Below are 25,125 nucleotides of genomic sequence, written 5' to 3'. Positions count from 1 at the left end.
ACCCCGGACCCAATGGCTAAACACCGTTGGGTCTGATGTTTTTACTGTAGGAGCGAGCTTGCTCGCGAAAAACGAATAGACAACACGTGCTGCCTGATGCCGCGCGTTATCGTTGACGTCCATCGCGAGCAAGCTCGCTCCTACATAGAGTTTTGTGTTTGCTTGAGGATTTTCCGTGCGTTCATTGTTCTGGCGTATTCTGGCCAGCTTCTGGCTGGCCATCGCACTGGTTGCCGGGCTCTCCATCCTGCTCGGGCACATGCTCAACCAGGACGCCTGGATTCTCAGCCGCCATCCGGGACTCAACACACTGGCCGAAGAGTGGACGCAAACCTACGAAAGCCAGGGCGAAGACGCCGCCCAGGACATTCTCCAGCAACGCAAACGCCAGTATCACATCGACGTTCAGGTGCTCAACGAAAGTGGTGACCCTGTGGTGCGCGGCACCTTCCCGAGACGTGCGGCAGCCTTTGAGGCGCGACAGAACGATAATGACCGGCGCTTGCCATGGCGGCGTCTGACCGATGAGTTCACCAGCGAAAAAACCGGTGACACCTACCTGTTCATCTACCGCATTCCGCACCCGGAACTGGACGCCTGGCACCGCGAGAGCCTGCTCTGGCCACTCAGTGCGCTGGGGATCGCCCTGGTGGTGCTGACCCTGTTCAGCCTGCTGGTGACCTTTTCCATCACCCGCCCGCTCAGCCGTCTGCGTGGCGCGGTGCATGACCTTGGCCAAACCACCTATCAACAAAACAGCCTGGTGAAACTGGCTAACCGCCGCGATGAATTCGGCGTGCTGGCCAACGACTTCAACCGCATGGGCGCACGCCTGCAAAGCCTGATTGGCAGTCAGCGGCAACTGCTGCGGGATGTGTCCCACGAACTGCGTTCGCCCCTCGCCCGCCTGCGTATCGCACTGGCGCTGGCCGAACGGGCCACTGCGCAAGAACGGGAGCAGCTCTGGCCGCGCCTGATCCGTGAGTGCGACCGACTGGAGGCGCTGATCAGCGAAATCCTGGTGCTGGCGCGGGTCGACTCCGATAACGCCGGTGCGGAAGAGGTGGATCTGAACGCCTTGCTTTATACCCTGCAAAAGGATGCGCAACTCGGTTCACCCGAGCAGCTCGTCCACCTTGAAGCCGAGTCGCAACTGAATCTGAAGGGCTGGCCGACCATGATCGAACGGGCCGTCGACAACTTGCTGCGCAACGCCCAGCGCTTCAATCCGGTGGGTGGCCTGCCGATCGAAATGCAGGCGCTGCGCCAGGGTGAGCGAATCGTCGTGACCGTGCGCGATCACGGGCCCGGGGTCAGTGCCGAATACTTGAGCCAGCTCGGTGAGCCGTTCTATCGGGCACCGGGGCAGACCGCGGCTGGACACGGCCTGGGCCTGGCCATCGCCCGCCGTGCGGCGGAGCGCCATGGTGGCAGCCTGGTGCTGGCCAATCACCCGGAGGGCGGGTTCATTGCCAGCCTGGAATTGCCGTTGGTGCCGGGGGCTGTCGTTCAGCCTTAAAGTAGTGATGAGGCTGCGATCTGTTGATTTTCAGGCTTTACCCGGCCAGGCGCTGACAAACTCGGTCAGATCGACCTTCTCGGCCACTCGCGGTTCTTTCTGCGGCGTGCCAAGGTACAGGAAAGCAATCACCTGTTCCCCCTCCGTCAAGCCAAGCCCCTTGGCCACATGCGGCGAGTAAGCCAGGTCACCGGTACGCCACACCGCACCAATGCCCTGCGCATACGCCGCGAGCAAAATCCCGTGGGCCGCACAGCCCGCGGCCAGCAACTGCTCGGACTTCGGATACTTGACGTGATCCTGCAACCGCGCAATCACCACTACCACCAGCGGTGCCCGCAGCGGACCATTGCGCGCCTTGTCGATGGCCGCTTCGCTGACTTCGCTGTCCGAAAGTTTCGCCGCTTCGGCCAGCAACTCGCCCATTTGCTCGCGCGCCGCGCCTTCCACCGTCAGGAAGCGCCACGGCTGCAAGTGACCGTGATCCGGGGCGCGCATGGCGGCGCCAAACAGCACTTCGCGCTGCTCGGCAGTGGGTGCAGGGTCAATCAGTCGTGGAACGGAAACACGGTTGAGCAAAGCGTCGAGAGCCTGCATCGGCTACCTCCTGAAAAATTTGTGCGGCTATTCTAGCGGCAACTGCGGCAGCAGTGCCGGTTTACATGCCCTGCCTCGCGGGTAGAATGGCGCCCTTTCCACTATCAGCCGAGCGGACCTCATGGCGTTGCCGACCTTACGGATCATTGGTTTCATCATCGGCATCTTCCTGATCACGCTGGCGATCTCCATGGTCGTGCCCATGGCCACGCTGGTCATTTTCGACCGCACCAGCGACCTGCCGTCTTTCCTCTGGGCCAGCATGATCACCTTTGTCGCCGGTTTGGCGCTGGTGATTCCTGGGCGCCCCGAGCACATTCACCTGCGCCCCCGGGACATGTACCTGCTGACCGTCAGCAGCTGGCTGGTGGTGTGCATCTTTGCCGCGCTGCCGTTCCTGCTGACCCAGCACATCAGTTACACCGATTCATTCTTCGAAAGCATGTCCGGCATCACCGCCACCGGCGCAACCGTACTCAGCGGCCTGGACAGCATGTCCCCCGGCATCCTGATGTGGCGCTCGTTGCTGCACTGGCTCGGCGGCATCGGCTTCATCGGCATGGCGGTGGCGATCCTGCCGCTCTTGCGTATCGGTGGCATGCGGCTGTTCCAGACCGAATCGTCGGACCGCTCGGAAAAAGTCATGCCTCGCTCGCACATGGTGGCGCGCCTGATCGTGGCAGCGTACGTCGGCATTACCATTGTCGGCAGCCTGGCGTTCTGGTGGGCCGGAATGAGCCCGTTCGATGCGGTCAACCACGCGATGTCGGCGATTTCCACCGGCGGCTTCTCCACCTCCGACCAGTCCTTGGCCAAGTGGCCGGAGCCTGCGGTGCATTGGGTCGCGATCGTCATCATGATTCTCGGTGCCCTGCCGTTCACCCTGTATGTCGCCATGTTGCGTGGTAACCGTCGGGCGCTGATCAAGGATGAACAGGTTCAAGGCCTGCTCGGCATGCTGCTGGTGACCTGGCTGGTGCTCGGCACCTGGTATTGGTGGACTACCCAACTGCATTGGCTGGAAGCACTGCGGCATGTGGCGCTGAACGTGACGTCGGTGGTGACGACGACCGGTTTCGCACTGGGGGACTACAGCCTGTGGGGCAATTTCTCGCTGATGCTGTTCTTCTATCTGGGGTTTGTCGGCGGTTGCTCCGGCTCGACCGCGGGCGGTATCAAGATTTTCCGCTTCCAGGTGGCCTATATCCTGCTCAAGGCCAACCTTAACCAACTGATTCACCCGCGGGCGGTAATCAAGCAGAAGTACAACGGTCACCGCCTTGACGAAGAAATCGTGCGTTCGATCCTGACCTTTTCGTTTTTCTTCGCAATCACCATCTGCGTGATTGCGCTGCTGCTGTCGCTGCTCGGCGTGGACTGGATGACTGCCCTCACCGGCGCGGCCAGTACCGTGTCCGGTGTCGGCCCGGGGCTCGGCGAAACCATCGGCCCGGCAGGCAACTTCGCCACCCTGCCGGATGCCGCCAAGTGGATTCTGTCGTTCGGCATGCTGCTGGGCCGACTGGAGATCATTACGGTGTTTGTGCTGTGTATTCCGGCATTTTGGCGTCATTGACCGCTTCAGATATTTGCATCAGCCGCATCCGGTACTCGCCGGGTGTGGCATCGAACCAGCGGCGGAACGCGCGGAAGAAGTTGCTCGGATCGGCGAAACCCAGCAAGTAGGCGATTTCCAGCAAGGTCATGCTCGGTTGCGCCAGGTACTGCTCGGCCAGTTCACGCCGGGTATCGTCCAGCAGCACCTGAAAACTCGTGCCCTCTTCCTGCAAACGCCGTTGCAAGGTGCGCTGGGACAGATGCAGCGTCTGCGCCACGGTGTCGCGCTTGGGCTCGCCCTGGGGCAACAGGCGACACAACACCTGCCGCGCCTGGTGGGTCACGCGGTTTTCGGAAAAGCGCGTCAGGTACTCGCCAGCAAAGCGGTCATGCAGCAAGGCCATCGCCTCGTTGGCCGTCGGCAGTGGCGCCTCCATGTCCGCGCGTTCGAAAATCAGCGCATCGTAAGGCGCGTTGAACAGCAGCGGCGCGTGGAAGGCTTGTTTATAGGGTTCAAGGTTGACCGGCTCGGCGCCTTGCAGCAACACTTTGCGTGGTTGCAACGTACGCCCGGTCAACCAGCCGCACAGCGCCAAGGCACAGGCCAGTGAAGCTTCAGCGCTTTGCCGGGTCGGCGGCAGATGGTCGCCATGTACCGCCAGAATCAGCGCATAGCCTTCTTCCAGCAGCTTGAAACTCAGGTCGGCACTTTCGGCGATGATGCGCTGATAGCGCACCAGACGCTGAAAGCCTTCGGCGAGAGTCTGGCTGGACATCAAGGCGTAACCGGCCACATGAAACTGCGCCGGTCGCACCACCTTGCCCATGTTCAGGCCGATGGCCGGATTGCCGGACAGCTCGACCGCACGCTGCCACAGCCGTGTCATGGAGTCTTGCGGGAAGCGTGCGTCCGGATCATCCAGTGCTGCGTAGTCGAGCCCCAGCTGCTTGAACAGAACCCGGCAATCCAGGCCGTCCATCTCCAGCGCTTTGACAATCCCCATCGCCCAGCTTGCAGAAGTCGTTCGTTCGCTCATGGCGTTTTCTTACATGGTGGCCGAATGCTACGGCTCTTGACCGAAGGATACTAAAGTGGCGCCTATTGTCACTGGCTGATGCCATTGATCACTCTAGACTCAAATAAGCTACCCGCAGAACAACTTGTAGCAGGAAAAATAACCACAGAGATCGCTGTCGTGGAAAACGTCAAACGATTCAACAGCTTCGCAGAGTTCTATCCTTACTACCTCAGTGAGCACAGCAACAGTACCTGCCGCCGTTTACACTTTATCGGCACGACCCTGGTTATCTTGATTCTGACGCTGACCATTGGTCGCGGCGCATGGATGCTGTTGTGGGCCATGCCTGTGGCGGGTTACAGCTTTGCCTGGGTCGGGCATTTCTTCTTCGAGAAGAACCGCCCGGCAACGTTCCAACACCCCTTTTATAGCCTGCTCGGCGATTTTGTCATGTACCGGGACATGGTTCTGGGACGCGTTCCGTTCTAGCTGACATCCGTCACAAGAGAGTTGCCTATGAATGCCAATGCCCGCTTCACCCACATGAAGGACGGTACGCAGGAAGACTGGGCGATCATCGCTGCGGACTTCAGTGCCTACGCGCGACAATTACCAACAAGGATTGTGACGCACTTGGAGCTGCTGGAGGGTGATTTCGGCGGGTTCCCGGTGGACCGCCTGACCCACTCCCTGCAAACCGCCACCCGCGCCTGGCGCGATGGTCGCGACGAAGAGTACGTGGTCTGTGCCCTGCTCCATGACATCGGCGACACCCTGGGCTCCTACAATCACCCGGATATCGCGGCGGCGATTCTCAAGCCGTTCGTCAGCGCCGAGAACTTGTGGATGGTGGAAAAGCACGGGATTTTCCAGGGTTACTACTTCTTCCATCACCTGGGCATGGATCGGCATCTGCGTGAACAATTCCAGGAGCATCCGCAGTACCAGGCGACCGTCGAGTTCTGTGCCAGGTACGATGCAGCGGCGTTTGACCCGGCGTACGACACGCTGCCATTGAGCTTTTTCGAACCGATGATGGAGCGGTTGTTTGCGCACCCCAGGAGTTCGATCTACAAGGCGGCGATGGAAGAGCACGCGCCGGTCTGACAGATCCAGCGGGACCGCTTCGCGGTCCATCGCGAGCAAGCTCGCTCCTACAGGGTTTTGCGGCGCGAGCAGATTCTGTATTCAGCAAAAATCTACTGTAGGAGCGAGCCTGCTCGCGATGAGGCCCACACAGGCACAGTGACTTTCAGGCCAACTCGGTGACCCTGGCCGTCTTCAACTGCGCCTCGCGCGCCTGGGCATCCGCCAGGCGATACAACTCGATCGAACCATCCCAATGCTCGATCAGCGCCGTGCACGACTCCACCCAGTCGCCGCAATTGAGGTAGTCCACTTCGCCGACCTTGCGAATCTCGGCATGGTGAATGTGCCCGCACACCACGCCGTGCAGCTCGCGTTTGACGCACTCATGGGCGATGGCTTCTTCGAAGTCGCTGATGAAGCTGACCGCGGTTTTCACCTTGTGCTTGAGGTAGGCCGACAGTGACCAGTAGCCGTAGCCATATCGCGCGCGCCAATGATTGAGCCAGCGGTTGAGGGTCAGAGTGAATTCGTAGGCCGAGTCACCGAGAAAGGCCAGCCAGCGATGGTAACGGGTGATCACATCGAACTGGTCGCCATGGATCACCAGCAGATGCCGGCCGTCGGCGGTGACATGCACGGCTTCGTCCACCAACTGGATATTGCCCAGAATCAGCTTCGAATAGCGGCGCAGGAATTCGTCGTGGTTGCCGGTGACGTAGATCACCTCGGTGCCACGCTTGCTCATGGTCAACAGGCGCCGGATCACATTGGTATGCGCTTGTGGCCAGTACATACCGCCGCGCAGCTTCCAGCCGTCGATGATGTCGCCGACCAGGTAGATTCTGTCCGCGTGGTAACTCTTGAGAAACTGCGACAGGTGTTCCGCCTGGCAATCCCGGGTGCCCAAATGCACGTCGGAAATCCATAAAGTCCGTACGCGTTGCTTACGGGTGGGTTTGGCGAGCTCGGCGCTGGTCATGGGCAACCCTCTGGCAAGTTTTGCCAAGTCTGCCCCGGCCCGGTTAATCGTCCATGACAGCGTCAAGTCAGTCCTGTGACAGCGCTTGCAGGTCCGCTCGGTGTAGACTGACGCCCTGAACCGGGAGACCTGCGATGAGACCGATCCTCACGCTTCGCCAATACAGCCATGACCTGATCGTCCACAGCCATGACCACGCGCAATTGGTGTTCGGGCTTTCGGGCGCGCTGAATTTCGAGGTGGACGGTCGTGGCAGCCAGGTGGTGCAGCAGAGTTTCGTGGTGATACCGTCGGGCGCACATCATGCGTGTGGCAGCCCCAATGGCAGCCGCTGCCTGGTGCTGGACGTGCCCGGCGAACAATGGGTTGTCCAGTCGTTGGGCGATCACGCCGAGTCCAGCCGACGCTTGCTCGACAACGCCGGCCGACTGTCACTGGATGCCGGGCAAAGCCAATTGGTCAGTTGGCTGGCGAGCAGTCCGGTCGATGATCCGCTGATTGCACAACAAGGCGCGGTGCTGCTACTGGCCAGTCTCAACAGCGCCAGGCCCGAGGCCGTCGGCGGCCGGCGCCTGCCCTATGCCGCGCTGAACGCGCACATCGATCAGTACGCGGCGTACCCGCTGCAAGTGGCCGATCTGGCCCGGGTGGCAGGCCTTTCCAGTGCCCGTTTACATGCGCGGTTCGTGGCCGAATGCGGGCAGACGCCGATGGACTACATCCGCAGCCGACGCCTGCACATAGCGGTGGGCTTGCTGCGCAACTCGGCGCTGCCCATCGGCGAGATTGCCAGCCGAGTCGGCTACAGCTCCCAGAGTGCCTTTGCGGCGGCGGTATTGCGCGAGTTCGGGGCATCGCCCGGGAAATTGCGGCGCGAGGCTGGCGACAAAAAACGCTAGTCTGCCGACAGACACAGCGGGGCCGCACGGTTCAATGTAGGAGCTGCCGAAGGCTCCTACATGATTTTACTGTTAAGGATTTCAATGACTCCCCGTACCGCCCTTGGCGCCCTGCATATCGGCGCATTGATGTTCGGTCTGACCGGCGTGTTCGGCAAACTGGCCGCCGCGTCACCGGTGATCATCGTTTTCGGCCGCGCCGCTTTTGCCGTGCTTGCGCTGGCGTTTTTTGCACGGTTCGCCAGCCAGACGCGCTGGCAGAAACTCGAGGCCGTGGACTGGCGTCGACTGCTGCTCAGCGGCTTGTTGCTGGCCGGGCACTGGGTGAGTTTCTTCATTGCGGTGAAAGTCGCAGGCGTGGCGATTGCGACGCTCGGCTTCGCCAGTTTCCCGGCCTTTACCGTGATCCTCGAAGGGCTGATCTTCCGCGAGCGCATTCGCACCAATGAGATCGTGCTGGTGCTGCTGGTGAGTGTCGGGCTGGTGCTGGTCACGCCTGATTTTGACCTGGCCAGCGGCGCCACCACCGGTCTGCTGTGGGCCGTGGCTTCCGGGTTGTTGTTCGCCCTGTTGTCGCTGACCAACCGTGCCAGCTCCGGGCGCGTCCCGCCCGTGCAGGCAGCGCTGTGCCAGAACGTGGTGGTTGCCCTGTGCCTGCTGCCGGTGGCGGCGCCTCAATTGAGCGAAGTGCGTGCCATCGACTGGCTGTGGATCGGCCTGCTCGGTGTGTTCTGTACCGGTGTCGCCCACAGCCTGTTCGTCGCCAGCCTCGCGGTGATCAAGGCACGCACCGCCGCCGTGGTGTTCGCCCTGGAGCCGGTCTACGGCATCACCGTCGCTTGGTTGCTGTTCAACGAAAACCCGACCCTGCGCATGTTGCTGGGGGGCGCGCTGATCATTGTGGCGATTGTGGTGTCCAGCAGGTTCTCGACTGGCACAAGCAAGAAAGCCGTCACAGCCGAGGCTGCGTCTCACTGAGTGCGGTCGTTGTGCCCCAGGTCGCGGTCCGGGTCGATCTGGTCACGGACCCGCTGCTTGAGCACTTTGGCCTCAGGAAAGCCACCGTCCGCCTTACGCTCCCAGATCTGCACGGCGTCACAGTAAATATGAAAGACCCCGCCAGTGCCCGGCACCAGGGAGACTTTGCCCAGGTCATCACCAAAGGTGCTGAGCAGCTCCTGGGCCAGCCAGGCCGCACGCAACAGCCACTGGCATTGCGTGCAATAGGTGATGACGATTTCCGGTTTGCTGACGGTCATGATGGGACGTGACTCCAGAGTTTGACGACGCCGCTATGATAGCCCGACCGGAGGCTGCCGAGACGGCGAAGCGGGTTGCGCCTCCAATTCGAACCCAGGCTCGATCATGGTCAGAGCAGCCGACTGCTGGTTCCCGTTTGGGTCGATCACGTCCCAACTCGACACCATGGACAGCTCCTCCAGGTTGAGCCGGTACTCATCGTCAGCGGCGGATTCGCCAGACATCGCCAAATCCGCAACCACCGCCACCGCGACAGCGACCGGGATGGAATGACGGCTATCGACCCGTTCAAGCTTATCGTTGGCCGGCACCCCGTCGCGAAGCACAGTAGACGGTTGCATGACGGGGGGCCACATCACTGGCTCGGTAGAGAGCTCAGCCAGCGGTTCACGCTGCGACGGCAGAGCCTCTGATGTTGTGGCTCGATGCTGCTGACGGCGAACAAACCAGCCCAGCGCCAGCAATGCCATAAGTGCCGACATACCGGCAATCGGTAGCCAGCCAATCCCGGGGTTTTCGGCAATAGCGGGGGCTGGCGCCACTGCGTCGGAAGCAACGGGTTGCGCCTTTACCTTCTCGAGTTCCGCCAGTTGGGTTTGCAGTTCGGCCAACTGTTTTTTCTGGCCAGCGATCAGCTCATCCTGGCCTTGAAGCTTCTTGTTGAGCTCATCGACAGTGGTTTGCAACTGGTGGTTTAGCAGGGTGCTGGCGGCCAGTTGTTCGACAGCGGGATCAACCACGGCGACGTCCGGTTCTGGCGTCGTCTTTGTCACGGGTGACGGCGCCATGCCCGGTTGGACACGGGGGAATGCGGACGCTGGGGACCGGAAAACCGGTTCATCGGCTGCGGGAACAACCCCTGGCGCACCCGGCGGATCGATCAGTACCGTGTACTCACGCAGCAATCGCCCATTAGGCTGATTGAGCTGCACGAGGAAATTCAGGAACGGTTCACTGACCGGTTTGCCGGAGGTCACCTGGATCACGCTGCGATTACCGCGCAGGACCGGGGTGAACGTCAGGTTGTTGAGGAAAAATGCCCGGTCGACCCCGGCACGGCTGAACTCGTCTGCCGTTGCCAGGCTCACCGACAGTTCGTGCTCCTCCAGGCCAGCCGCATCCACCAGTGCGATATCGGCACGCAGCGGTTGATTCAGCGCCGAATGCAGGGTGATTTCACCCAGGCCCAGCGCGGGCGCCCATGCCGAATAAGTGACAGCGGCCCCAGCCAGCAACCACTGAAAACCACCGCGTAAAACCAATCGCCAACATTTGAGCATGAGCATCCTTGAGATCTACAGAAACTACCCGTACGCGTTCGTACATCCGTTACGAACACGATATTGCCGAGTAGTTCTTATAGTCTGCCCAATGCGGTCTCTCAAAAACCTGGCGTTCGGTTATGCCTCAAGATTTTTCAAGGTTGCCCAGGATGTGCCCGTGAACCCGCATGCACACCTTCAAGTCCGCTTCATCGACGCCTTCGAACAGTTCGTGACGCAATTGCGTGGCAATGGTTTCAATTTGTTCGATCAGGGGACGCGCCGGCGCGCAGAGCACGATTTTCTTTGCCCGACGGTCTTCCAGCACGGACTGGCGTTGCACCAGGCCCTGGCTTTCCAGGCTGTCGAGTAAACGGGCCAGGGTCGGGCCTTCGACGCCGACGCTTTGTGCCAGTTCTCGCTGAGTCGGTGCTTCATCGAAACGTGCCAGGTGCAGCAGCACCAGCCAGCGCGCCTGGGACAAGCCCATGCCCGCCAGTCGGCGGTCCAGTTCGGCACGCCAGCCGCGGGACATCTGGGCCAATTGCATGCCAAAGCGGTGTTGATCGGTTAACGGCATAAAACACTCAAGATTAGACTGAAATAAATAAAAACTAATTATTAGTCAGCTAAGCATGAGCCTCGACTGGAGGCAAGGCTTGATCTGTAGTGAATCGTTAAATCAGCAACAGGATGTCTCAAATCTCGAACTCCGACTGCAAGGCAGCCCGAACGCAGTACAAGACCCCTTCCGGTACCCGGCCCACGAACAGCGCAGCGATCTCGGAAACCGGCGGCAACTCGCCCTCCCCGTCGAGGAAGGCGTCCTGCACTTCACCCATCAGGTCTTCGGGCAGATCCAGCGCCTGTTCCAACGACAACTGCTGCTTGCCGATCGCTTCGGCCAGCATGGTGTAGACGTTCTTTTCCGAGCACTGCAACTGACCGGCGATCTGTACCGGCGTCATCCCGGCCCGCGCCAGCGTGATCAGTTCGTGACGCACGTCGGCCACCGCTTTCGGTGCCTCGACCTGGCCGCCAAGCACCTCGAGGAAGGCCTCGCCATAGCGCTCCAGCTTACGCGCGCCGACGCCGCTGACCGTGGCCATTTCCGCCAGCGAGGCCGGCTGGCTGCGCAGCATTTCCAGCAAGGTCGAATCGGGGAAGATGACGTACGGCGGCACGCCATGTTCTTCGGCGAGCTTGCGCCGCAAGGCGCGCAAGGCTTCCCACTTTTCGCGCTCCTCGCCGCGGACCAGTTGGCTCGCCTGGCTCTTGCTGCTTTTCGCCGCGGTTTGCGCCTTGAGGTCGCGGCGCAGCTCCAGGGTCACTTCACCCTTGAGTAGCGGCCGACACGTATCGCTCAGACGCAGACCGCCATAGCCCTCATGGTCGACATCGGCCAGACCGCGAGCCACCAGTTGGCGGAACAGGGAGCGCCACTCGCCTTCGGCCCTCGCCTTGCCGACACCAAACACCGACAGATGCTGATGGCCGAAGTTGCGGACCTTTTCGTTGTCCTTGCCGAGCAGTACATCCACCAGGTGCCCGACCCCGTAGCGCTGACCGGTGCGGTAGATCGCCGACAGCGCCTGGCGCGCAGGCTCGGTGGCATCCCAGGTCTGCACGCCGTCGACGCAGTTGTCGCAATGACCGCAAGGCTCGGGCATGTCTTCGTCGAAGTAGGCCAGCAGCGTTTGCCGACGGCAGCGGGTTTCTTCGCAGAGCGAGAGCATGGCGTCGAGCTTGTGCTGCTCCAGGCGCTTGTGGCGCTCGTCGCCTTCGGAGTTCTGCAGCATCTGCTTGAGCATCACCACGTCTTGCAGGCCGTAGGCCATCCAGGCATCCGCCGGCAGGCCGTCACGGCCGCCACGACCGGTTTCCTGATAGTAGGCTTCGAGGGATTTCGGCAAATCGAGATGCGCGACAAAACGCACGTTGGGCTTGTCGATGCCCATGCCGAACGCCACGGTGGCGACCATGATCAGGCCTTCCTCATTGAGGAAGCGTTTCTGGTGGTGGGCCCGCGTGTCATTGGGCAGGCCGGCGTGGTACGGCAGTGCCGGGAAGCCTTGTTCACTGAGGAACACCGCTACTTCATCGACTTTCTTGCGTGAAAGGCAATAGACAATGCCTGCATCGCTGCGCCGCTCGGCGAGGAACGCCAGCAACTGTTTGCGCGGCTGTTCCTTGGGCACGATGCGATAAAAGATGTTCGGCCGGTCGAAACTCGACAGAAAGCGCTCGGCATTCTGCAAATGCAAACGGGTGACGATTTCTTCCCGGGTGCGCTTGTCGGCCGTGGCGGTCAGGGCGATGCGCGGCACGTCGGGGAACATTTGCGCCAACTGGCCCAGTTGCAGGTATTCCGGACGGAAATCGTGGCCCCATTGCGACACGCAGTGTGCTTCGTCGATGGCGAACAAAGCGATGTTCAGCCCCTGCAGAAATGACAGCATGCGCGGCTGGACCAGACGTTCCGGTGCCAGATAGAGCATTTTCACTTCACCACGGCGGATGCGGGCGGCGAGGTCGCGCTGCTGCTCCGCGCTGAGGGTGGAGTTCAACGCGGCGGCGGCCACGCCCAGCTCTTCGAGGGTGGCGACCTGATCGTCCATCAGTGCGATCAGCGGCGAGACCACCACCGCCAAGCCTTCGCGCAACAGTGCCGGAACCTGGAAGCACAGGGATTTGCCGCCCCCGGTAGGCATCAGGACCAGGGCATCGCCGCCGCTGGCCACGCGCTCAATGATTGCACCCTGGCGACCACGGAAACTGTCGTAGCCGAAGATGTCCTTGAGGACGCGTTGAGCCTGTTCGAGCATAGAAACTCCAAAAATCACCGAAACATCCCTGCAAGGCTGGTTCAGAACCCGCGACGCTGCACCGACAAATCGTAAGTGCGCATTGCATGACGCTTCACATCTCAGCCGTGAAGCCAGCAGGGCATCACAAAACGCGCGAGTATACCCGAGCCCCGTCCGGCAGAGGGCACCGCTGATAAGTCAAACCTGACCCGGTAGGAGCTGCCGAAGGCTGCGATCTTTTGATCTTGTCTTTAAAAAGAAAAATCAAAAGATCGCAGCCTTCGGCAGCTCCTACGGGAAGGGACCATGGGCAAATATGCCGTGCGGCTGGCCCAAGCGCTCAAGAAGGCCTAGAATTCCCGCATCGAACATTCCCCAAGGTAGTCCTTTAATGTCCTTCGCTGAGCAACTAACCCGCCTGCAAGTCTTCCTCGACGCCGATGAACTGCATGACGAGGCGCTGGACTACGTGGCCGCCCACGGCTACCTCACCGCGCTGTCGATCTGTTCCGAAGTCGTTCCTGATCGTGAGTGGATCGATGCCCTCTTCGCCGAGGAGCCGCACTACAGCAGCGAAGCCCAGCGCGAAGAGATCGAAGCCACCCTGATTGGTCTCAAGGCCCACATCGCTCGCCAACTGGCCTCCGATGAAGAGTTCGAACTGCCGTGCGACCTCGACCTGGGCGACGACCCGGATGATTCCGACCTGCGCGGCTGGTGCATCGGCTTCATGGAAGGCGTGTTCCTGCGCGAAGCGGCCTGGTTCGAAAGCGCCGAAGACGAAGTCAGCGAAATGCTGCTGCCGATCATGGTCGGCTCGGGTCTGTTCGACGAGCAGCCGGAGTTCGAAGACATCGCCAAAGATGCCAACCTGATGGACGACATGATCGTGCAGATCCCGGAAGCCCTGACCGCACTGTACCTGCTGTGCAACGCTCCAGACGAAAAACCGGCGATTCTCAAGCCCCGTCACCACTAAGGTTGCGCCTATGGACAACCCCATAGGCAACCGCCCCCTGATGTTGCGCTACGTGCTGCTGGCCATCGGCTGGCTGAGCGTGGCGCTGGGGGTGATCGGGATTTTCCTGCCGGTATTGCCCACCACCCCTTTCCTGCTGCTGGCGGCCGCCTGCTTTGCCCGCAGTTCGCCGCGCTTCTATCGGTGGCTGGTTGAGCATCCACGGCTCGGCCCGTGGATTCGCGACTACCTTGATGGCAACGGCATTCCGCTCAGGGGCAAGGTCTACGCCATTGGCCTGATGTGGGCGAGCATCCTGTTCTCCTGCTACCTGGTGCCGCTGCCCTGGGCACGGGGGTTCATGTTGACCAGTGCGGTGCTGGTGACCTTCTACATCCTCAAGCAGAAAACCCTGCGCAAATCCTGAGGTCTCCCGGGACCCTCGCCACAAAAAGCTCATTGAGCGCCCTTCGACCGACGACCTGCCCTCCCCCCGCAAAAACTCCACCTAAACTCCACAAACCTACACTCGAGCAGCCAGACATGGCCCGCAGTCTGCGTAGTCCAGGATGGCCAGCGCTCCGACTTCGGCTCGGCGGCTGGATGCTGCTGGCTGGTTTGCTACTGACTGCATTCAACGGGGTCCGGGCCGACTGGGATTTTTCACGGATTCTGCAAACCGTTGTACAACGCTACGGCCCGCCGAGACCGGCGCGAGGCCGGATCGAAGCGTGGAGTCAAATGCTGCAGAGCACACGCAGCGCGCCCGAACCTGAGCAACTCAGCGCGGTGAACCGCTTCTTCAATCAGCAGCTGAACTTTCAGGACGACACGCGCATCTGGCAACAGACCGATTATTGGGCCACCCCCGTCGAAGCCCTGATCAAGGGCGCCGCCGACTGCGAAGACTATGCACTGGCGAAATACTTCAGCCTGCGCCGACTCGGCATTCCCAGCGAAAAACTGCGCATCACCTACGTCAAGGCCCTGAGCCAGAACCAGGCGCATATGGTGCTGACGTTCTACAGCACCCCCGCGACCGACCCGCTGGTACTGGACAACCTGATCGGCGATATCCGCCCCGCGTCCCAACGCAAAGACCTGCTACCGGTGTACGCCTTCAATGCCGAAGGCCTGTACCTGCCGGGCAAGAACGGCGGCCAGCGTAACAGCGACCCGAAAAAGCTGTCGCGCTGGCAGGACGTGTTGAAAAAGATGCAGGCCGAAGGCTTCGACATCGGGGACGGCTGACCACCATGGCAAGGAGCGATGCATGACACTGCGTAAACAGCTGTTCCTGGCCATCTGCCTGTTCCTGTTGGTGGGTTTCAGCGGTAGTTTTTTTGCCAGCCTGGAAAGCTCCCGCGAGCAAACCCTCAGTCAACTGCGCGCCCACGCCCAGGACGCAGCCACTGCGCTGGGGCTGTCACTGACCGCACAGGTCGATGATCCGGCCATGATGGAGCTGATGGTCAGCTCGATTTTCGACAGTGGCTACTTCAGAAGCATCCGCGTCATCAGGCTCAAGGATCAGCAAACCCTGGTGGAGCGCAGTGCACCGACGAAAATCGACAGTACGCCTGACTGGTTCGTCAGCCTGGTCGACCTGCGCCCGGAAGGAGGGGACGCCTTGATCATGCGCGGTTGGGAACAGCTGGCACGGGTCGAAGTGCTGAGCAATCCGCAATTTGCCCTGGCCAGGCTCTGGGACAGCACCCTCGGCAGCCTGATCTGGTTGCTGTTGTGCGGGCTGTTCAGTGCGGTGATTGGAGGATGGATGCTGCGCCGGCAATTGCGCCCACTCGACAGCATGGTCCGACAGGCTGAAGCCATCAGCAAACGCGAGTTTCTCAGCCTGCCGAAACTGCCGCGCACACCGGAGTTGAAACGGGTGGTGCTGGCGATGAACCAGATGGTCGAGAAGCTCAAGGCGCTGTTCGCCGAAGAAGCCGCACGCAGCGAAAAACTGCGGGCCGAATCCTGTCTGGACAGCCTCACCGGCCTGGCCAACCGGCGCCTGCTCGACGAACAACTGGCCGACCATTTGCGCGTGTGTGAACAGAGCCGCGATGGCCATCTGTTGATGTTGCGGATCAACGACCTGAACGGCCTCAACCAGCGCCTGGGCGGTCAACGGACTGATGCGCTGATCAGTGCCGTGGGCGAGTTGCTCAAGCGCCTGACTCAGTTGCCGGAGCGTCGCACCTGGCTGGCGGCACGCAATCGTGGCGGTGAATTCAGCTTGCTGACACCGGGTCTGGACGCTGAAAATGCCGCACGCCTGGCCTCCGATGTCAGCATTAGCCTGGAGAACCTGCGCCTGACCGGCGCCAGCGATTGCATGCCCGTCGCCCATCTGGGCGTTGTCGCCTATCGCCCCGGTGAGCCGATCAGCACTGTACTCCTGCGCCTTGACCAGGCTCTGACCGAGTCCCGGCAGCATCCCGAGCGCCCCTGGGTGCATTTGAGTCACCGCGACACCGCGCCAAATCACTCCCAGCACGACTGGCGCACCTGGATCGACGATGCCTTGAGCGAAGGCAAAATGCAGCTGTACTTCCAGCCCGTCGTGCAATGCGCCGACACCCGCCAGGTGCTGCATCACAAAGTGCTCGCACGCCTGCTCGACCCACAGGGCGAGGCGATTGCCGCCGGGCACTTCCTGCCGTGGATCGAGCGTCTCGGCTGGTCAGTACGGTTCGACCTGGCAATGCTCGAAGCCACGCTGGACGAACTGGTGGTCAACCGCAGACCCTTGGCACTGAGTCTGTCCGGCAGCACCCTGCGCGACCCGGAGCAATGGCGAACGATCCTCGACCTGCTCGACTCACTTCCGGACCTGGCGCCGCTACTGACCCTGGAAATCGATGAACGCCAACTGCCGTCCCCCGTTGAACTGCAGCGTTTGAGCCACAGCCTGCTGAGTACCGGTTATCGAATCGGCCTGCAACACTTTGGTGGGCGCTTCAGCCAGATCGGCAATCTCACCCAATTGGGTTTGGCGTACCTGAAAATCGATGGGGCGTACATTCGCAACATCGACGAGCAGCCTGACAAGCGGCTGTTCATCGAGGCGGTTTACCGGACGACCAACAGCATCGATTTGCCGTTGATTGCGGAGCAAGTAGAAACCCAAGGGGAGTTGGAGGTGATCAGGGCGCTGGGGGTGTTTGGCGTAACGGGGCGCTTGATCGGATCGCCGCAGCCGATGTGAAGTATTTGGGGATGACCCTATCAACGGAGCCATCCCAAAACGCGTCAACTACATGGTTTCTGGCTCCAGAAAACAACGAAAGCTGGTCTTTGTGGAACCAAAAACTCTTCCAATCTTCAACGCAAACTCACCACGCGGTTGGGCAGGGCAGGTTATATTCCAAGTCATACCGCCGGTTGGAAAATTGAAGGCAGGATCGCTCTTAAAGTAATTTCCATTAAGATTTCCACCGCCTTTTTCCCAGGATAGATACATTGAATCCAGTGATGGGCTGCCCGGTTTAGCAACAACACTCAGTGTTTCTGATACACCGCCCTTGAACCGTGCTCCGTCAGCAGGAACAGCCACTCCATTGAGCTTGATCGTGGCGTAGTCCAAAAGGTTTGAGGAGCGCCTGATGCAATCCGATGCCTCAATCGGCGTCATCCCTTGACCCGTTATGACGAGATTGAACTCTATCTCTCTAGTGTCCGCTATGCCGGTCAGATACCATTGATGATCAGTGGTTTCGGTCAATATGGGGGGGCTGCTGGTCAGCGGGTGGGGTAACCCGGTTTCTTTGAATGTAAAGTTCAGCATCAGTGGAAAGCCTGCAATGGGGCTCCCAGGGTTAGCTCGAAAATTGAGGTGTTTGCCTACACCCGGCCAAAACTCTTTCGGGCCTACAGGTATTGGTATAAGGGTGCCGCCCAATGTAGCGTACCCTTCATCGGACAAGTTGGCCGACAGTACCCAACACGGAAACTCATGAACCTGATCAAACTCCCGGGTCAAGAACACCAGCCTGACACGCCCGCTTAAATTCTCCGGCGTCAGTCTCCAACTTGCCTCACCGTCCTTTACCGACACCCAATCACCGAAGGCAGGCTCGGCGCCGATGACCAGTCCGTTGTCATTCACCAATCCCAGATTGATTTGAGTTCCGTTCAGCCAGGGCGCTTTGACTATTAATTCATTTGACTGCCCACGACGAAGTCCGATACCCGGCGAGCTCCACGACACTTGCTCGCCATTCATGAAAAAACTTGCCTGTTCCCAAGGAGAACTTTGAGTTCCCGATAAAGCTGTTGTCGCCGTCATGATGCCACCTCTTAAAAAGCAATGTATTCAAAGAAGAAACACCACTCTAAAAAAACATGCATATAAGCGCTACTGTCAAAAATACCAGTTAAATTAGAATAAATCGCAATAAGACAACACCTTCCATCCTTGTAACGCCACCAACTTCAACTGGACTTGGCTTACCTGAAAATCGATGGGGCGTACATTCGCAGCATCGACGAACAGACCGACAAGCGGCGGTTCATCGGCGCGAAGGGGCGGTTGATCGGTCCGCCAAAGCCAATGTAGCCAGACATCCCCACTGCCAATACAACCTCTACCATTGATCGGAAACCGACTTAAACCTGTTATTTATGACAGTAGGCAAGCAATCAGAGCAGGTTTTAAATCACTCCGGCACCCTCACCTTTCAACACTCGGAGTCATCATCATGACCGCTAAGCCACCAAATACCCCGATACTCTCGCCAGACGCACAGAGTGAAACAACCGCGACAGTAACCTTCGATCAAATCCTGGATAGCAGCGGTATTCCCGTTGGTAAAAACAGCATAACTTTTGACTCGGTCCTGGATTTGAAGGGTACCGCCGGCGCTAATAGTGCGCTCAATATTCGCGATCGCTTTAACGTTATCAATAATGTGACCAGCGGTAGTACAGGATCTTGGACGAAAAAAATCGACTTTCAACAGGGATTCAAGCGTTACAGCCTTAATGCTATCGAAAGAGACCCGCCTCAAGACTTCTCCTCACAGTACATTTTCGTTCTGGCGACCGAGACGCCGATCATCGACACAGTCATTGGCAAGGATGGCCAGATTGAAAATGGCGATACCTACAACGGCGACTCACTGGAATTCTCCGGCTACGCACCTCCCAATATGGAAGTCGAAGCGTTCAACGGCGACACACCCACAGACCAGAAAGTCACTGTGGATGATGTAGGGGTGTTCAATCTCACCCTTGTTGGACTCACGGCTGGCGATTACAGCATCAAGATCAAGGCAGCCAATGACAAAGAATCCGGTGTGTTCGCCTTCAAGGTCGTAGTTGATGGGGCTTTGAGTCTTGATGAGGTCGCCGATTCCAAGGGTCTGATCCCTGATGGTGGCACAACCTTTGAGGACAAAGTGACGGTCAATGGGTTCGCTCGCCCGGGTGAGGAAGTCCAGTTGCTCAATGACGGAGCCCTGATCGACGGTGCCACCGCAACCGCCGGGGTCGATGGCGCCTGGCAGATCGTTATCGATGTGACGCCCAATACCTACCGCCTTACCGCCCGGGCACCCAGCGAAGTGACCGACCCTGCGTACACGTTTATCGTGGCGCAGGACGTCGAGTTGAGCCTGGATGACGTCAAAGACTCCAAGGGAACAATCGTCAATGGTGGCACGACCTACGAGGACAAGGTGACCGTCAGTGGCTATGCCAGGCCTGGCGAAGAGGTGCAACTGCGCAATAACAATGCGCGAATCGACGGCGCAACGGCGACCGCCCAGGATGACAACGGGTTATGGGAAATTGAATTGGATGTGACACTGGATTCCTACAGCCTGACCGTCGAGGCGCTGTATGGCGATGGCGAAATCTCCACGCAACCGCGCACCTTCAACGTGGAATCCATCATCAGGCCGCGCAATACCCGCGTGTACGATTCGGACGGCCTGATCGCGGACAACGGTAGCACCCCATACAACTTTGTAATTGTCAGGGGTGATGCGGCCCCGTCAGCGCAGATCAAGCTACAGATCAATGATGTCACCGACTCGAAGCCGGAACCGACCGACGATAAGGGTAGATGGGTCAAACTTGTTCAGAACCTGGACAACGGAATCACTTATAAATTTATTGCAATCGCAGACTATGGTGACAATGCCGAGTCCAATCCGTGGACGATTACCATCGAGGAGTAGGACCTCAAACCCGTCATTGAAAGCGTCAATGACTCCAACGGCCAGCCTATTCCTCAAAGGCGGGTATACCACTAAACGATCAGGGTAGTTACCTGATTACTCCACAGGCTTTTTATCAGTAGAACCAGCCAAACGAAAAAAACCGCTTAACGCGGTTTTTTTCGTTCCCCTACACCAAGCCATTAAAATCCGTAACTCACCCCCAGTGTCGCCGACCATGGCTGCTCGTAATTTTCCCCCTTACCGTAGTCGAGGTCTGCACTCACCCGTACATTGGACGCCATGGAAACCGACACGCCACCACCCACTTCAAAACCGCTACCCGACAAATCGCTGTTGAGCTCGTTGCCGTTGACATGCACGTTGTCGTTGTTGGCAAACTCATGAACCATCGCGACACGCCCGTATGGCTGCACGACGGTGCCGCCGGCGATGTTGAAGTCACGACCGGCAGCGACACCCAACTTGGCACGCAATGAACGCGTCCGGTCGCCGTCGGCGTCCATGCCATTGTCGAGGTCATAACTCGCGCCCTCGATGACCGCCGCCGACAACTGGGCGGAAGGTTTGACCCGCCAGTCATCCGCCAGCCGGATGTTGCGGCCGACTTCCACCAGTGCGCTGACAGCCGAGTTGCTGTAATCGCCTTTGGCGCGGGTTCCGTCGCTCAAACGGACTTTCGAGTCGTTGCGGAAATGGTTGAACTTCAGCGCGCCATCGACGTAGATGTCGCTATCCGGATCCTGCCAGCCAACGTATGGACCGGCGTAAAAACTATCGACCGTTGCGCTGCTTCCGCCTTTGAGATTAATGTCCGACTGGCTGTAACCGGCCAGCACCCCGACACTCCAGGGACCGTTGCCCAGGCGTGTATCGGCGCCCAGGGAAACGCCCTGTTGCCGCTGTTGATAGGCCACGCCCGCCCCCTCGCCGACGTTGTATTTGTTGCCGTAGGGCCGTACCCAAACGCCATGCAAATTGCCGTCCGATTGCAAATCGCCCATGCGGTTTTCCAGTGATTTCAGCTCGCCATAGGAAATGGTCGTGGCGGTGCGGAACAGCGCCAACGCCGTCTGGGCACCGGGGCTGACCGTTTTCGTGGTGGGGTCGAGGAACCACTCTGTTCCGCCATTGCCATCGACGGCACTCGCCAGATCGTAGGACCAGGTGCCCAGATCCACGCGGTCGCCGATCAGCGAAAACTGCGCATCGCCGCTGGCGGTGCGCACCAGTGCCAGTTGTTGCGTGGCCACCACATCCGTGCCCGAAGCCGCGACGTCCAGCCCGAATTGACCATTGGCTGCGCCGGTCACATTGAGAAAATCACCGGTTCCGGTCGCAAAATCGCCCTTCATGGCAAACGTGCCACTGCCCTCGAGGGTGCCAATGTTCAGTTGACGGAATGCGCCCGCGGCATCACCGAAGTCAACCACGCCACGATCCATGGTCAGGGTGCCAATGGTGTCATTACCGGTCATGGTCCAGTTCGATTGACTGAGCGTGACGCCCGTGACGTTATCCAGGCGACCGGTGAACTGCGAGCCGTTTTGCAGGGTGACATTGGCGGTCGAACCGTCTTCGACCACTACATCGCCGGTCATCTGACCTCGATCGAACGTCAGGTTGGCGGTGCTGTTGTCGGTGACTTGCACGTTGCCTTGCAAGACGCTGCCAGCCACTCTCATGGCGGCCGTGGAGGCGCCCAGCACTTCCAGCAGATTGCCGTTACCGCCGGTCAATGTGGAGCCGTTCAACACTTCGATACTGGCGTCGACACCGTCGTCCACTTGAATCGCCGGCCCGTTGCGGCCCACGACGCTCGAGTCGTCCAGCACCAGCGACGCAGTGCCCACGGGTGGATCGGTTTCAAATCGCACACCTGCGGCTTCACCGTTGATACTCGTTTTGGCAGATGCGTTGACGGAGCCACCCGCCACGATCAGGCCAAAGCTGTCTGCGTCTGTTCCGGTAACTTCGGAGTTGATCAGTGCGAGGGTACTGAAACCTGTCACCGCGGCACCGGCGAGACCACCACTGAATACGCTGTTGGCCGCGGTCACTGTCGAGCCAGACGTTCCTTGTGGCGTGCGATTGACCAGCAATGCAATGTTGTCACTGCTGACCGTCGCCCGGTCAATGGTTGCGCGGCTGGTGTTGATGGTTATCCCCGCCTGACCCGGGTTGCCGGTGACGGTCGCGCCATTGATGTTCAAGGTCGAACCGGTCTGGACAGTAACGCTTCGGGTTGTCGCATCGGTCATGTTCAGCGTGCTGTTGTTTCTCACCGAATAGCTGTTGGATTCAACAGTCGAATCGATATCCAGAGTGGATCCGTTGTCGACGAGCACGGCAGCGAACGCTGAGGAGCTCATCAAAAAAAACGCCGGCACTAATGCCAGCATTCCGTTGGAAGCTGAAATAAAAGGTGGGCGTACCGTTACGTTGTCAGTTGTCATGCTCATGTCCTGTTGATCAATCCGTCCTCACCGAAAAAAACCGACTGGAGGACTGTGAAGGGGCCGCAAGATAGCGTCACTTCCTACAAAAAAATGTAGGATTAATCTCCAATCGCATTTGAAAAATCTCCTCCTCTGAACTGGTTTTCAACACAGCGAATAACGTCATGAAAAACAAGAGGCGCCGAAGCGCCTCTTGTTTTTTACAATCATGGAATAGAGCAGAAATCGCCACCCGGACGCTCCATGCCCACCCGGAACAACCTAGGGCCGGACGGTGTGATATAGCCCTGCTGAACGGCAGTGCAACTGACCTCACACCAACCGTTCTTGATTTTTTCGAAGACGTGATAAGCGAAAAACACACTAAAACCTGCCGAGGCCTCGGCCGCAGTCGGCTCTTTTTCCACGGAGTCCGCAGCCTCGGGTATCACCAGCCCCGGCGCATTGCCATTTCCATCGTTGGTGTTTTCGTACCCCTGGACATGAAAGGTAATTTTTGTATTTGCCAGATCTGCTTTTGCCGGGAACTTGACTTCAACGGCCATCGTGCCCAAATCTGCATTGTGCTTTAACGACCCGCAATACAATTCCGGACCATCGCCAGCATCGCCAGTAATGGCAAAGTCAGGCTGCGGCATGGGAATCTCGTTTACATATACCTCGACATGTTGCGTGTTCGACCGTGCCACCGTGGTATTTTGATCATGACTGACTATGTACTCGACACGTGTTTTCTTATTGTTTCCACTGCCCGCTATATAAGCGCCGGGGATCCTGAATTGCAGAACCGTATCGTCGGTTTCGCTGCCATCCAGCCTGACAATGCCACCATCGGCGTCTTCTACTTCAACTCCGTGATAAATAAGCTGTGCGACATCGTCTTTCTTGTGTCCTTTATAGATTTTTACGAAAGCGATCGCGCCTATTTCTCCGTCCACTTTGATCAGGTAATTTGGTCGTGATCTATCTACACCCTGTACTGTTATCAGCGGCAGTTTTGGATCAGGCGAGCCAGGATTACCGGGGTTATCCGGATCGGGTTGTTCTCCAGGCTTTCTCAGGTCGATTTTCAGCTTCCGGCTATGAGGTGTCTCGGGGTAAAGCTTATTGCCGCGCCTTACTTGCCATTCAAAATCAACATCCTTCGGACCATCGTTACCATTGTAAAGATAGCGGTAAGTAAATGCATGGGAGAACGGAACAGCATCAACATCAGGTTCCAGTGCTGGCGTTTGCTGATCAACGACCAACCGCCACTGATCTTTGTCCTTGAAGTTCGTATAGTTGAGAATGGCGCGCACTGGATCACGTGCATCCTCGAACAAAATGATGTTGTCATCATCATGCAGTGGAACGGTCTCCGATTCCCCGGCCGGTGCAGGGAAAAGTGACACATCAACTTTCAGCTTCGGTGAAGCAAGGCTTTTGTTTCCCTTGCGATCGGTCACGTAAACAAATAACTCGATTTCTCCTTGCTCAATCCCGATCAAGGATTTGGTCAGTTTTTGCGTGCTCAATGGAACCGCAAGGTCCAGTCGCTCAATGCGCTCGATGAGCGTTGCCTGATCGTCCGGTTTCCCGACTTCCTTGACCATGAACTCAACGACATCTCCGATTTTTGCAACTGGGTAGGTCGCTAGATAACCCACCAGCACATAGTCGACGCCTTCCTCGTCAAAGTACTCCGCAGTAATGCCCTCGGTTTTGATCCTGTCAGGAACGATGGCCTGGGTGGCAGGAGAGGGAGGAGTCTTGTCTACCCGGATGATCAGCGGCAACGAATCGTCTTCGTTCAGCCGATACTTGATCCGATATTGCACCCTGTGCTCGCCCTCAGTGGCCGTTTTTCCTGCTGGTACCGTCAGTGTTTGCTCGAACCACGCGTCATCCAGCGGCGTAGTCCCACTCAGCTCGTTCCCAACCGGATCGTCATTGAACAGTGCTTGTACGGTGATATCTGATTTGTCCGGATAGTTTGATGTCGGAAACCGTGAGAGCGTCAACTTCATCTCAAGACCTTGATCTCTGGAGTGAAGTTGATTACCCGGGTCATCGGCCTTTTCTGGCAGCAACAGGATCGTTTCCAGTGAGGGTGGTTTCAAATCCTCCAGAGGAACGCTACGTGGTTTTTTCCTGTAACTGAGCAGTCTTTGCTCTTTGGCGGACAGCTTTTCTAGGATGGTCATTTCAAAGCTCCTTTCAGTATCGGGCATTTAGCCCACGTAGCGACCCAACGCCCAATCCAGAGTGATCCGGCGTCTGTTCGAAGCGCAGTGCAGAGGAAATTGAAAACTCGACTTGACTGATCGTTGACTCGATTTAAAGGCAGTTACTGAGGACTGACTACTGTCAGAAATTACAGGTTTTGTGACCGTTGGTCGGAGACTCCTCTTTATCTCGTGCTATAAAAAACCCGCCATCCCTTACACAGGAATGGCGGGTTTTTCCATTCAGGCTTTCAGCTCACACGGTATCCACCTTCAACGAATGATCATTGAGCATGCCGTTGATGATGGTCGCCGTGTCATGCCC

Annotated in this window: 21 protein-coding genes; 11 read left to right on the top strand and 10 right to left on the bottom strand. The window is 58.7% G+C overall.

Annotated elements, in window-relative coordinates; genetic code table 11:
* The first annotated feature begins 175 nt into the window (after positions 1-175).
* On the top strand, positions 176-1,519 hold the full coding sequence (locus tag KGA83_RS29860; protein ID WP_317850595.1) for a HAMP domain-containing sensor histidine kinase: 1,344 nt from the start codon (positions 176-178) through the stop codon (positions 1,517-1,519).
* A gap of 30 nt (positions 1,520-1,549) precedes the next feature.
* Here KGA83_RS29860 and KGA83_RS19150 read toward each other — a convergent pair whose 3' ends face one another.
* Entirely contained in the window at positions 1,550-2,116 is a 567-nt protein-coding gene (locus KGA83_RS19150) for an NAD(P)H nitroreductase (protein ID WP_108218594.1), read from the bottom strand.
* A gap of 121 nt (positions 2,117-2,237) precedes the next feature.
* On the opposite strand from KGA83_RS19150, the gene KGA83_RS19145 reads away from it, so the two are divergent.
* The gene (locus KGA83_RS19145; RefSeq protein WP_108218593.1) at positions 2,238-3,692 is read left to right on the top strand and encodes a TrkH family potassium uptake protein; all 1,455 of its coding nucleotides are present in this window, start codon (positions 2,238-2,240) and stop codon (positions 3,690-3,692) included.
* Here KGA83_RS19145 and KGA83_RS19140 read toward each other — a convergent pair.
* Entirely contained in the window at positions 3,649-4,710 is a 1,062-nt protein-coding gene (locus tag KGA83_RS19140) for an AraC family transcriptional regulator (protein ID WP_108218592.1), read from the bottom strand. The genes KGA83_RS19145 and KGA83_RS19140 overlap by 44 nt on opposite strands.
* A gap of 159 nt (positions 4,711-4,869) precedes the next feature.
* Here KGA83_RS19140 and KGA83_RS19135 point away from each other — a divergent pair, with 159 nt between their 5' ends.
* Both KGA83_RS19135 and KGA83_RS19130 read left to right on the top strand, forming a co-directional pair.
* A complete protein-coding gene (locus KGA83_RS19135; protein ID WP_108218591.1) occupies positions 4,870-5,181 on the top strand; it encodes a DUF962 domain-containing protein in 312 nt (103 codons plus the stop codon).
* Between the two features lie 27 nt (positions 5,182-5,208).
* Positions 5,209-5,799 carry an HD domain-containing protein gene (locus KGA83_RS19130; protein WP_108218590.1) on the top strand — a complete coding sequence of 197 codons (591 nt, stop codon included), beginning with the start codon at positions 5,209-5,211 and terminating at the stop codon, positions 5,797-5,799.
* A 145-nt stretch (positions 5,800-5,944) separates the two neighbouring features.
* Here KGA83_RS19130 and KGA83_RS19125 read toward each other — a convergent pair whose 3' ends face one another.
* Positions 5,945-6,760, bottom strand: a complete 816-nt coding sequence (locus tag KGA83_RS19125; protein WP_108218589.1) for a UDP-2,3-diacylglucosamine diphosphatase — start codon at positions 6,758-6,760, stop codon at positions 5,945-5,947.
* A gap of 134 nt (positions 6,761-6,894) precedes the next feature.
* On the opposite strand from KGA83_RS19125, the gene KGA83_RS19120 reads away from it, so the two are divergent.
* Together KGA83_RS19120 and KGA83_RS19115 are read left to right on the top strand one after the other, a co-directional pair.
* A complete protein-coding gene (locus KGA83_RS19120) occupies positions 6,895-7,659 on the top strand; it encodes a helix-turn-helix transcriptional regulator (protein ID WP_108218588.1) in 765 nt (254 codons plus the stop codon).
* Positions 7,660-7,743: 84 nt separating this feature from the next.
* The gene (locus KGA83_RS19115) at positions 7,744-8,637 is read left to right on the top strand and encodes a DMT family transporter (protein ID WP_108218587.1); all 894 of its coding nucleotides are present in this window, start codon (positions 7,744-7,746) and stop codon (positions 8,635-8,637) included.
* Here KGA83_RS19115 and KGA83_RS19110 read toward each other — a convergent pair.
* The 4 genes from KGA83_RS19110 to recQ form a co-directional block, all read right to left on the bottom strand.
* Entirely contained in the window at positions 8,631-8,918 is a 288-nt protein-coding gene (locus tag KGA83_RS19110; protein ID WP_108218586.1) for a SelT/SelW/SelH family protein, read from the bottom strand. The two genes, KGA83_RS19115 and KGA83_RS19110, sit on opposite strands and share 7 nt — an antisense overlap.
* Positions 8,919-8,951: 33 nt before the next feature.
* A complete protein-coding gene (locus KGA83_RS29955; RefSeq protein WP_317850594.1) occupies positions 8,952-10,199 on the bottom strand; it encodes a hypothetical protein in 1,248 nt (415 codons plus the stop codon).
* Positions 10,200-10,326: 127 nt separating this feature from the next.
* Positions 10,327-10,761 carry a MarR family transcriptional regulator gene (locus tag KGA83_RS19100; protein WP_108218584.1) on the bottom strand — a complete coding sequence of 145 codons (435 nt, stop codon included), beginning with the start codon at positions 10,759-10,761 and terminating at the stop codon, positions 10,327-10,329.
* Between the two features lie 118 nt (positions 10,762-10,879).
* On the bottom strand, positions 10,880-13,006 hold the full coding sequence (recQ, locus tag KGA83_RS19095; RefSeq protein ID WP_223530531.1) for a DNA helicase RecQ: 2,127 nt from the start codon (positions 13,004-13,006) through the stop codon (positions 10,880-10,882).
* Positions 13,007-13,379: 373 nt separating this feature from the next.
* On the opposite strand from recQ, the gene KGA83_RS19090 reads away from it, so the two are divergent.
* The 4 genes from KGA83_RS19090 (at position 13,380) to lapD (ending at position 17,160) form a co-directional block, all read left to right on the top strand.
* Positions 13,380-13,967, top strand: coding sequence for a YecA family protein (locus KGA83_RS19090; protein WP_108218582.1), 588 nt, complete (start codon positions 13,380-13,382; stop codon positions 13,965-13,967).
* A gap of 10 nt (positions 13,968-13,977) precedes the next feature.
* Positions 13,978-14,373 carry a YbaN family protein gene (locus KGA83_RS19085; RefSeq protein ID WP_223530529.1) on the top strand — a complete coding sequence of 132 codons (396 nt, stop codon included), beginning with the start codon at positions 13,978-13,980 and terminating at the stop codon, positions 14,371-14,373.
* A 116-nt stretch (positions 14,374-14,489) separates the two neighbouring features.
* Positions 14,490-15,197: a cysteine protease LapG gene (gene lapG, locus KGA83_RS19080; RefSeq protein WP_108218580.1), complete on the top strand. Its 708-nt coding sequence runs from the start codon at positions 14,490-14,492 to the stop codon at positions 15,195-15,197.
* 22 nt (positions 15,198-15,219) lie between these two features.
* On the top strand, positions 15,220-17,160 hold the full coding sequence (gene lapD / locus KGA83_RS19075; RefSeq protein ID WP_108218579.1) for a cyclic di-GMP receptor LapD: 1,941 nt from the start codon (positions 15,220-15,222) through the stop codon (positions 17,158-17,160).
* 48 nt (positions 17,161-17,208) lie between these two features.
* Here the strand turns inward: lapD and KGA83_RS19070 are convergent, their stop codons facing one another.
* The gene (locus tag KGA83_RS19070) at positions 17,209-18,240 is read right to left on the bottom strand and encodes a hypothetical protein (protein WP_146176404.1); all 1,032 of its coding nucleotides are present in this window, start codon (positions 18,238-18,240) and stop codon (positions 17,209-17,211) included.
* Positions 18,241-18,652: 412 nt separating this feature from the next.
* On the opposite strand from KGA83_RS19070, the gene KGA83_RS19065 reads away from it, so the two are divergent.
* Positions 18,653-20,134, top strand: a complete 1,482-nt coding sequence (locus tag KGA83_RS19065; RefSeq protein WP_223530527.1) for a carboxypeptidase regulatory-like domain-containing protein — start codon at positions 18,653-18,655, stop codon at positions 20,132-20,134.
* Between the two features lie 182 nt (positions 20,135-20,316).
* Here the strand turns inward: KGA83_RS19065 and KGA83_RS19060 are convergent, their stop codons facing one another.
* Positions 20,317-22,506 (bottom strand): autotransporter outer membrane beta-barrel domain-containing protein, encoded by a 2,190-nt coding sequence (locus KGA83_RS19060; RefSeq protein ID WP_223530526.1) that lies wholly within the window; start codon positions 22,504-22,506, stop codon positions 20,317-20,319.
* Between the two features lie 293 nt (positions 22,507-22,799).
* Positions 22,800-24,779, bottom strand: a complete 1,980-nt coding sequence (locus KGA83_RS19055) for a hypothetical protein (RefSeq protein WP_223530525.1) — start codon at positions 24,777-24,779, stop codon at positions 22,800-22,802.
* Positions 24,780-25,125 lie beyond the last annotated feature (346 nt).

The organism is Pseudomonas sp. GL-R-19, from assembly GCF_019956375.1.
In the GTDB taxonomy this organism is placed as follows: domain Bacteria; phylum Pseudomonadota; class Gammaproteobacteria; order Pseudomonadales; family Pseudomonadaceae; genus Aquipseudomonas.
This window is presented reverse-complemented; position numbering and strand designations above follow the sequence as displayed.